This is a genomic window from Niastella caeni, assembly GCF_004834005.1.
Classification (GTDB): Bacteria; Bacteroidota; Bacteroidia; order Chitinophagales; family Chitinophagaceae; genus Niastella; species Niastella caeni.
This window is the reverse complement of the sequence record NZ_STFF01000004.1, coordinates 601,040-611,663: the sequence shown is the minus strand read 5'-3', so window position 1 is coordinate 611,663 and position 10,624 is coordinate 601,040. Positions and strand designations below refer to the sequence as shown.

At 44.8% G+C, this 10,624-nt stretch carries 6 protein-coding genes; 5 read left to right on the top strand and 1 reads right to left on the bottom strand.

All coding sequences use genetic code 11. From position 1 onward, the window contains the following. Positions 1-366 precede the first annotated feature (366 nt). Both hppD and FAM09_RS17290 read left to right on the top strand, forming a co-directional pair. On the top strand, positions 367-1,494 hold the full coding sequence (hppD, locus tag FAM09_RS17295) for a 4-hydroxyphenylpyruvate dioxygenase (protein ID WP_208025590.1): 1,128 nt from the start codon (positions 367-369) through the stop codon (positions 1,492-1,494). Between the two features lie 423 nt (positions 1,495-1,917). Then, entirely contained in the window at positions 1,918-3,102 is a 1,185-nt protein-coding gene (locus FAM09_RS17290; RefSeq protein WP_136578380.1) for a L,D-transpeptidase family protein, read from the top strand. 217 nt (positions 3,103-3,319) lie between these two features. On the opposite strand, the gene FAM09_RS30920 is transcribed toward FAM09_RS17290, so the two are convergent. Next, positions 3,320-3,472: a hypothetical protein gene (locus FAM09_RS30920; RefSeq protein WP_166437189.1), complete on the bottom strand. Its 153-nt coding sequence runs from the start codon at positions 3,470-3,472 to the stop codon at positions 3,320-3,322. A gap of 247 nt (positions 3,473-3,719) precedes the next feature. Between FAM09_RS30920 and FAM09_RS17285 the strand changes: the two genes are divergently transcribed. The 3 genes from FAM09_RS17285 (at position 3,720) to FAM09_RS17275 (ending at position 10,618) form a co-directional block, all read left to right on the top strand. Then, on the top strand, positions 3,720-6,407 hold the full coding sequence (locus tag FAM09_RS17285) for a 4-alpha-glucanotransferase (protein ID WP_136578379.1): 2,688 nt from the start codon (positions 3,720-3,722) through the stop codon (positions 6,405-6,407). 217 nt (positions 6,408-6,624) lie between these two features. Next, complete coding sequence (locus FAM09_RS17280; protein ID WP_136578378.1) at positions 6,625-7,653, top strand: mandelate racemase/muconate lactonizing enzyme family protein; 1,029 nt, start codon at positions 6,625-6,627, stop codon at positions 7,651-7,653. Positions 7,654-8,011: 358 nt separating this feature from the next. Continuing rightward, the gene (locus tag FAM09_RS17275; RefSeq protein ID WP_136578377.1) at positions 8,012-10,618 is read left to right on the top strand and encodes a hypothetical protein; all 2,607 of its coding nucleotides are present in this window, start codon (positions 8,012-8,014) and stop codon (positions 10,616-10,618) included. The last annotated feature ends 6 nt before the right edge of the window (positions 10,619-10,624 follow it).

Sequence of the window (10,624 nt, the reverse complement as noted above, 5' to 3'; positions counted from 1 at the left end):
GGTACTGAGCGCAGTCGGTACTGAGCGCAGTCGGTACTGAGCGCAGTCGGTACTGAGCGCAGTCGGTACTGAGCGCAGTCGGTACTGAGCGCAGTCGGTACTGAGCGCAGTCGGTACTGAGCGCAGTCGGTACTGAGCGCAGTCGGTACTGAGCGCAGTCGAAGTATGCAACCAGATTACCCGCATAAGATTTTTAGCGACAAACGCATGGGCTACTGCCTGCTGATGGTAGCATTGGCCATGGACAGCCATTCGTGATCCTGAGCGAATTCGAAGGACCCCCACACTTACATTCTATTCCCTGCTGCAATTGAGATCAATTGCATTGCTTGCATTATTGCTTTAATACCATTTAAACTAAATAGTATGTCAAAGACATTGATGGCGTCTGCGCCTGGAACTCAAACCGATTTTTTACCGCTCGAAGGCACCGATTACGTGGAATTTTATGTAGGCAACGCTAAACAGGCTGCCCATTTTTATAAAACTGCTTTTGGCTTTCAATCATTGGCCTACGCTGGTCCGGAAACAGGTGTGAAAGATCGCGCCAGCTATGCCATCAGGCAAAATAAACTCACGTTTGTATTAACTACGCCATTGCGCGCCGGTAATGCCATTGCCGATCATATTTACAAACATGGCGACGGGGTGAAAGTATTGGCCCTGCGGGTAAATGACGCAACCAAAGCCTGGGAAGAAACCACCAAACGCGGCGGTAAAAGCTATATGGAACCTACCCGCCTGAAAGATGATCATGGCGAAGTAGTTTTAAGCGGCATTTATACCTATGGTGAAACGGTGCATGTTTTTGTAGAAAGAAAAAATTACCAGGGCGCTTTTATGCCTGGTTTTGCAGAGTGGAAAACGGTTTATAATCCAACTTCAACGGGGTTACAATATGTTGACCATTGCGTAGGTAATGTAGGCTGGAACCAGATGAACAAATGGGTAGGGTTTTATGAAGAAGTGCTGGGCTTCCGCAACATCCTGAGCTTTGACGACAATGACATTTCTACCGAATATTCAGCCCTGATGAGTAAGGTAATGAGCAACGGCAATGGCTTTGTAAAATTCCCGATCAATGAGCCCGCAGAAGGCAAAAAGAAATCACAGGTTGAAGAGTACCTCGAGTTTTATGATGGCGAAGGATGTCAGCACGTAGCCCTGGCCACCAACAACATTGTTGAAACAGTTACCACCTTGCGCGACCGTGGCGTGGAATTCCTGAAAGTACCCACCACTTATTACGATGATCTGCTCGACAGGGTAGGGCATATTGATGAAGACCTGGAGCCATTGAAAGAGCTGGGCATCCTGGTCGATCGCGATGATGAAGGGTACCTGCTACAGATATTTACCCGCCCGGTGGAAGACCGCCCCACCTTATTTTTCGAAATAATTCAACGCAAAGGCGCCAAAAGCTTCGGAAAAGGCAATTTTAAAGCCCTCTTCGAAGCCATTGAACGCGAACAGGAACTGAGAGGAAACTTATAATTATAGTTGAGAGAATCTGCCATCCTGAAAGTCTGGACGAAGCTAGGGTAACAAATAGCTGCAGTCCGGACTTTCGTCTTTTGGGAGCAACCGTAAGCTTTAAGTTGTAAGCAGAAATGCAAAAAAACTAAAATCTGTATTGCTTATGGCTTAAAGCTTATAGCTGAATTTCGCATGAACATTTATCATTATCTATTATTGAACCCCCTGAGTATGAATTATGATCAATGCTAAACTGTAATTTATCAATAAGTCAACTCATTACAGCCCTTCTTAGGTGGCATACAAGGACTTGTGTATTTTCCACAATGTGAATAAGCTAAAATGCTTTTTGGTCCTTTGTTTGTATTAATTTTAACACCGATTGACTATAGTACAGTAAATAATCATAACCTATTTTCGTTCTAATCCTAGTAACCTTACATGAGATACGCGTATATACTATTACTGGGGGCTTTATGTCTTGTAAAAACAGCAACAGCGCAAACCGTTGCTACCAGTATTAATTTTATCGATTACCAAAGATCTTTCCCGCGCATCAATGATGCACTGAGGCATAAGGAAGATACGTTGATGAAGCAGTTTGCAGATAAGAGATTATCCTGGCCGGCCCGCTACATTTATATACGTTCTTTTAAATATGACAGCCAGATTGAAGTGTGGGTAAAACAGGAGGCCAATGAAAAGTTTTCCCTGTTTAAAACGTACCGGGTATGCGCTATGGCCGGTTCATTAGGGCCTAAACGTATGCAGGGCGATTACCAGGTTCCCGAAGGCTTTTATTATATCAATGAATTCAATCCCAAAAGCAATTACCACTTGTCGCTTGGGTTAAATTATCCCAATGCATCAGACAAAATCCTTAGCGATTCCCTGATGCCCGGCGGTGATATTTATATCCATGGCAGTTGTGTTACCACTGGTTGCATTCCGGTGAACAACGAACAGATTGAAGAATTATATATTCTGGCGGCACATGCGAAAAGTGAGGGACAGGATTTCATTCCGGTGCATATTTTCCCCATTCGTTTCGACAATCCCCGCAGCAGTGAATACCTGAAAAAGTATGTAAAAGATTTTCCAGAGTACAGTTTCCTGGCAGATGAGTTGAAACATGCCTACACCTACTTTGAAAAAACAAAAAAACTGCCGGTGATCATGGTTTCGAAGAAGGGCGATTATGTGGTAGATGGAATTATACCTAAGGAAAAAGAAGCAGTGGTGGTGAAGAAAGAACGCCGTCCGCTGAAAACATATAACCAGGCTGAAATTTCAAATGTGGTAGAGCGCTTACCGGTCTTTCCGGGTGGAAACGAGAAATTCCAGGCATTTATTGATAAACTGAGCAAAGAAATGGTGCCTTATCTGCTGAATGATCAGGCAAAAACCTTTGCCATGGTGGAATTTGTCATCAATAAAGAAGGGAAAGTGATCTACGCGAACGTGATTAAGGGCGGGAATGATGAACTGAACGACCGCCTGATTGAAGCGTTTGAGAATATGCCACAATGGACGCCGGCAATAAAACACGAACAAACCGTTTCGGTAAAATTAAAACAGACCATTTTTATTGAAAAGCCCGAATCGCAGGTCTTCTCGCGACAATGAGGTCGAAAATCGTGAATCGGCAAAGGGGTCCGAAAGTTTAGCACCCCTTAAAATTTCCAGCCACCAAATAATGTAAACAAATTATAAAAAGAATGCCTCCGCCAGTTGGCGGAGGCATTCTTTTTATAATAAACTGCAGTAAAGTGAAATTCGAATAAATAATGGAAAATTACAGCTTGCGGCGATCATTTCACGTTTGCCGTCTGCCGTTTCACGACTAAATGATATCCATCGCCTTTACAAAAAACGTACAAACAAAAGGCAGGATCAGGGTCAGATATTCCCAATGGGTAGCAATAGCAAAAAGAAACGCAGCGGTAGATGCTAAAAACAGGATCCAGTATAAAAATTTAGATGCGCCATTAGCCATACAGTAAAAATTTTGGGCAAAAATAGGGCGAAAGTTCTGAACCCAATAGAAAATGGGTGTGTATTTTTTACTATCTTTCAAACCTCGAATCCTTCCCGGTTTTGGCCTGCAAAACTGTCCTGGAGTTTCCCGAACCATTAAGGCCCAATTATTTATTTAAGATTGCTTGCAATAATTTTGCTTTGAGCATGAACACTTTATCCGCTTCTCTCCTGAGAAAAGCCGGAAAGTGATAAAAAACAGCATTATGACGATCCATTTCTATATACGATTTTATACCAGGCCCGGAGAATCTTTGTCCGTTACCGGCAATACCGACGAGCTGGGAAATTATAATATTGACCGGGCCGTTCCTTTAACCTGGCACAGTAACGATCTGTGGATGGGGACGGTAATCATTCATAACCCGCAAACCGATACTATTCAATACAGCTATATTTATAAAGGCATTGATGGGCAGTTGACGCAGGAGTGGAACGACAATAAATCCATCGACATTACCAAAAATCCCATGCAGGAAATACGGGTATTGGATACCTGGAGCAACCCCGCTGAATTTGAAAACGTATTCTACACCGATCCCTTTCAGGAAATACTGCTCAAAGAGCAGGAGACCCGCACCAAAGCAAAAGCGGTTAAACATGCCACGCACTATATAAAAGTAAAAGCGCCGCTGCTTAAAAAGAATGAAGTAATATGCGCGCTCGGCAGTACCAAAGCGCTGGCCGACTGGGATGAAACAGCTCCGGTATTATTGAACCGCGAAGCCAACTGGTGGACGGTAAAATTGCAAATACCCAAAGAATCGTTTCCCATTCAATACAAATACGGGATCTACAATACCAAAAACAAGACCTTTGTTCGGTTTGAAGAAGGCCCCAATCGCTGGTTACATGGCGACGCCCTGGTAAATACGCTTACGATCTTACACGATGGTTTTGTGCATTTGCCCAATACTACCTGGAAGGGCGCCGGCGTAGTGCTTCCCGTTTTCAGTTTACGAAGCAAAAACTCTTTTGGCACCGGCGAATTCACCGATCTGAAATTGCTGGTCGACTGGGCCGTAAAGACCGGCATGAAAATGATCCAGATATTGCCAGTGAATGATACCACGGCCACACATACCTGGCTCGATTCATATCCCTATTCTGCCATTTCAGCATTTGCCCTGCATCCGCTGTACCTGAACATAAGCAAAGTAGCCGGTAAAGAATTTGCCGACCTCATAAAACCACTGAAGAAAAAGCAGGCACAGCTGAATGAGTTGCCCGACCTGGATTATGAGGCCGTGATGCATGTAAAACTAGCCGCCATTAAAGAGTTGTACATGGTGCAAAAAGAAGAGTGGGCAAAAGATGCAGACTACCAGGATTTCTATGAGAAAAATAAACACTGGCTGGTTCCATATGCAGTTTTCTGTAGCCTGCGCGACCGGTATGGCACAGCCGATTTTAACCAATGGAAGTCGAACAGCATTTACGATCAGGAAGCCATACAAAAACTGGCTTCCCCAAAAAGCAAACAGTACGACCAGGTAGCCATTCATTACTTTACACAATATCATTTGCATCTGCAACTACGGGATGCTGCAGACTACGCACATAAAAATGGTGTTATTTTAAAGGGCGACATTGCCATTGGGGTATACCGTTATGGCAGCGATGCCTGGGTTGAACCGGAATTGTATCACATGGAAATGCAGGCCGGCGCCCCGCCAGATGATTTTGCCGTACGCGGGCAGAACTGGGGTTTCCCTACGTATAACTGGGACCGCATGGCAGCCGATGGTTATGAGTGGTGGCACCAGCGGTTTATACAAATGAGCAATTATTTCGATGCCTTTCGCATTGATCATATCCTGGGTTTCTTTCGCATCTGGAGTATTCCCATGCACGCCGTAGAAGGCATCATGGGCCGTTTTGTACATGCATTGCCCGTGCACGTTACAGAATTTGAACAACGCGGCATATGGTTCAACCCGGTGAGGTACTGCCAGCCGTTTATTAATGACGGCGTATTGTGGGACCTCTTCGGCCCGAATAAAGAAAAGTTCAAACCCTATCTGGATGCTTTTGGAAACCAGTACACGTTAAAGCCGGAATTTGCCACCCAACGACAGGTAGAAGCGCATTTTGATGCATTGGAGCATAGCGAGGAAAATCAGCACTTACGGCAAGGGTTGTATGATCTGATCTCCAATGTAATTTTATTTGAACAACCGGGATCACAGGGGAGTGAGTTCCATTTCAGGATTGGCATAGAAAGCACTACTTCGTTCCGGCATTTGGAAGGCTACCTGCAGGAAAAATTAAAAGATCTTTATATAAATTATTTTTATCAACGCCAGGAACATTTCTGGATGCAGGAAGGGTTGCGTAAATTGCCGGCCCTGAAGCGATCGACCAACATGTTGATCTGCGGGGAAGACCTGGGCATGGTGCCTCATTGCGTACCAGTTGTGATGAAACAACTGGGCATTGTGAGTTTGGAAATTCAGCGGATGCCTAAAGACATCCATTACGAGTTCTTTCATCCGGCACAGGCGCCGTATTTGTCGGTGGTAACGCCCTCAACGCACGATATGAGCACCATTCGCGGCTGGTGGGAAGAAGACCGCGCAAAAACGCAACGGTTCTATAACAATATACTCGGACAATGGGGCGAAGCGCCGCCAACCTGTGAAGCCTGGATCAATAAAGCCATTGTGATACAGCATTTGCAATCGCCCGCTATGTGGGCAACCTTTCAGTTGCAGGACTTGTTGGGTATGGATGAACCTTTAAGAAGGGCCAATCCGCAGGAAGAACGCATTAATGTACCGGCCATACCCAAACATTACTGGCGATACAGAATGCATTTAACGCTGGAACAATTGCTCAAAGAAAAAGAGTTCAATAGTGAATTGGAGGAATACATTAGAGACGCGGGAAGATAATGCAAAGCGAGTGGCAAGTAGTAAATAGCGAGTAGGGAAGAAAGAAATGAATAATGAAGAATTAAAAATAAGAAATAAAAAAGTAAGGAAAAATCGAATGGAAGAGGCGGGTAAGGAAGGCACAAGTTGTATTTCGGATCTAGCATGTAACTTGTATTCCCACTAGCCACTATCCACTTACTACTAGCTTATTCACAATTGACGATTATAATTCCCAATGAAAGTAGCTTATACAACAATCAACCTTCCTTTCAAATACCCTTTTACCATTTCAAAAGGAACCAAGACCCATCAGCCATCATTAGTTGTACAGTTGGAAAATCGCGGAATAGTTGGTTATGGAGAAGCGCCGGCGATCACCTATTATAATATTCCGGTTGAAAAGATGGTGGCCGACCTGGAACAGAAAAAGTTATTTGTTGAAAAATTTGCATTCACCGATCCGGAACGCTACTGGCATTACCTGCATCACTTATACTCACAAAATAATTTCCTCGTTTGCGCATTGGATATCGCCGCCTGGGACCTGTACGGAAAGATCAGGCAGCAGCCATTGTATAAACTGTGGGACCTGGATATTGAAACGGCGCCTGCAACAGATTACACCATTGGGATTGACACTGTTGATAAAATGGTGGCCAAAATGAAGGAGAAACCCTGGCCCGTTTACAAGATCAAATTAGGTACCGACCAGGATATAGAGATAGTAACGGCATTGCGCAAACATACCGATGCTATTTTACGCGTTGATGCCAATGCAGCCTGGACGGTTGATGAAGCCCTGGCCAAACTGCCGGTATTGAAAGACCTCGGCGTTGAATTCGTAGAACAACCCCTCGCAAAAGACGATTGGGAAGGTATGAAACGGTTATACAATGAATCGCCCCTGCCATTAATAGCCGATGAAAGCTGCGTAACCGAAGCAGATGTAGCAAAATGCCACGGACATTTTCATGGCATAAATATCAAGCTCACGAAATGCAGTGGCATTACACCGGCCCGCCGCATGATAACCCAGGCCCGTTCACTCGATCTGCAGGTGATGGTAGGCTGTATGAACGAAAGCACCATAGGCTCTGCGGCCATTGCTCATTTATCGCCCCTGCTCGATTACGTTGATGTGGATGGACCTTTGTTACTGGCCGAAGACATTGCTACCGGTTTGCAGTATAATCATGGACAGATAATCTGTAGTGATAAACCGGGATTGGGAGTGGAGATAACCGATCTATCGGTTTTTGCATAAAATGCGATGTCCGTTTACACGAAAAACCTCAAAATCTACACACTTATTGCCAAATATTCGCGAATATCAAATACCTCTTGTTGGTTAACAGGAATGCCCATTATTTTGTAAAGCAAACAGGTTGAGTAACCTGTTCACACAACAAAACTGTAACCCAAACCTTGACCATGAGAAATACTTGTCCATTCCCATCTCCTCGCAGTAAGCATTTCATTTATAAAGTCCGCAATCACGGATTGTTACCCGGTTACGCTTAGCAGTATTACATCTGCGTGTTTTGTTTCTCATAAGGCTACGAAAATCATCATTTTCATTTTTAGCTGTTATGCCAATGCCTCATTGGCTATAAAGAATTCTTATGCCTGATAAAAACATATTATTCCTGCCGGGTAAACGCCGATCAGCATTACTGGCCTTCCTGTTGCTATCGTTTGCAACCGCACTGAATGCCCAGGATGCAGGTAATCAACATTTAACAACACGAGACACCCTGCCGTCCGCTGCTGATGGCAAGGGAATACATGCTTTTATAAAAAAAGGTATGTATAGTAACCTCGTTGATTCGGTAAACAAACGGAAATTATTTCCGCAAGGGGTTGCGGTCAACCGTTCCCGTTTCGATACCTTATTTACATCCAGAATAAAAGAAACTGCCTTTTCAGGAATAAAGGATACGGCCATGGGTGAATTCCTTTATTATGTAAAAAGCAATTTTGGCGTAGACCGGGTAAAGAAAATAGTTAAGAACTTTTCCATGGCAGGCGACTCGGGATCCCTGAAAAATTTTATTAGCGGGAAACTAAGAGGCTTTTATTCTGTCAATGGTAAGGAATCGTTTAATATCCCCTCTTTTGATAAGCTTGTCACCAATCAATTCAGTGGGGTTGAATACAACATCGCACGCGATAATACGTCATTGGCGCCTTCGCCATGGATGCATCAATTATCGGTAAACGACCAGGTTCAGATAATGGATATCCCTTTCCAGGTAGGTTTTTCCAACCTCTCTAACGAATATGTTCCACTGCAATACAACAATCTTATGAAAGTCACTTTTGATAAAGATGGCTTTCAACAGGGACTGTCGCAAAAGCTGGGCAAATATTACAATATGAAGAAATACCTGCTGGCCGATATGGACATGCTTTCGTATGTAAAGAACCATTTTCAAAGCGAATTGTCGCAACAGGTACAAAGTATCTCCAACGATGTGATCACCGACCCGAACGCATTGCTGAGATCAAAACTATCGAATGATGAATTGCTGAACCTGGACAACGACCAGATCCAGCAAAAATTGATGTCATCGAGTGAAGTGCAGGCTATGAAAGAGCGGCTGCAGGGATCACAGCAATTGCTCACCGAGCATGGCGCCACCATGGCAGCAGAACAAAAAGATTCTTTGTTGCAAAGCATGAAAAGCCAGTCTGCTTACCTGGCTTCCCTGGAGCAAATGTCTGGTAAGATCAGCAGCCTCAAGAATAAGATGGCGGCCAGCGGCATCAACGTGAACCAGGTTACGCGCATGCAACAAAAAATGGATGCAACAGCCATAGAGAACATGCAAAAGCCGGAAGTCATAAAAGAAGCAGCCGGCAATTTATTACCCTTAAATGGCTTACAGAAATTCTTCACCAATGTAGGCTCGCTTAACGCCGGCACATTTGGAAAAGAAGGCAGCGAACGCGGGATAAACACCTTGCTGCGCGGCGGTTTGGACTTAATGATGAGTAAAAACAAAAATGCCTTCGGCGGTGGTTTGGGCCAGGTGAAGGACGGCGGCTTCTTAAAAGATGCGGGCTTGCAAAATTCGATCTTCAGCTCCGCATCGTTCATGCAGTTCCTTCAGTTTGGAAAAGGGGAGGAAGGAAAGAACAACACCCGCTTTACCGTGATCAACAGCAATACCACTTCGCCTAATAGCGCCAATTTTAGCCAACTGGCATTGCCAAGGAATATTCTGGCCGGAACCATTTCAAAAACCATCCAGGTACGTAAAGCGGGATTGGTAGAAGCGGAAATATCCAAGTCTGCCACTCAATATAAAAATACCGTGGCGCCCGATGCCGACCAGGTAATGCAGCATAAGAGCGCTGTGTTCAGCTATACCGACGATCTGTTGCAAACACTTTCAGTAGGTGTGCGCTATACAGACGAATGGGAGAAACTGGGCCTCTCGCATAATGCCCATATCTCATATGCCGGATTTGGTTATACCAACCCCGGCAATCCCTCGGCAGCCAAAGGCTCCCTGCAATATGATCTGCAATTAAGAAAGCAGGTCACCCGCAACGGTTTTGTACAGGGCCGTTTTGCCAATCGCAGTTACAACTATTCAGGCGATGGCGGATCGCGGTTGAACAATATGCAGGTCGATCTGCAGGGCCGTTACCGCTTCAGCCGCAAACTCTCACTGGGCGCCAAATTAAACCAGTATCAGTTGGTGCGCAAAGAAGCAGATACTAAAGAGAAAATGTATGTAAGCCGTAAGGTATCGGCCGATGCACAGTATTCGGGCCGCATACAGGGCATCACACAACGAACTATGTTTTCACTGGGCTGGCAACAGTTCAACAATATAGCGGTACAACAGGGCGGGCAAAGCGACCTGTTGTTAATGCAATGGGTCACCAGCGTTCCCGTGGGCAGCAAAGTGATCTCGATGAATATGTTCTATAACAAGGAGTTTGCCGACCATGAATTAATGGGCGACCTGCTTACCGGTGAAATAGGTGCAGGGTATCCGGTACTGAAGTCTATCATGCTCAATTCTTCTGTTACCTATTTGAACAACAGCATTGCCGCCCGCCAGATAGGCATCAGGCAATCGGTAAGCACAACCGTATTGAAGAATTGTACGCTTGGCCTTTTCATCGATTGCCGTAAGAACCTGATCACGCCGGTTAATCCTTATCTGTATGGCAGTTTCCGTGGCGAGCTGTCTGTTCATTACCAGTTCAAATGATGCGAA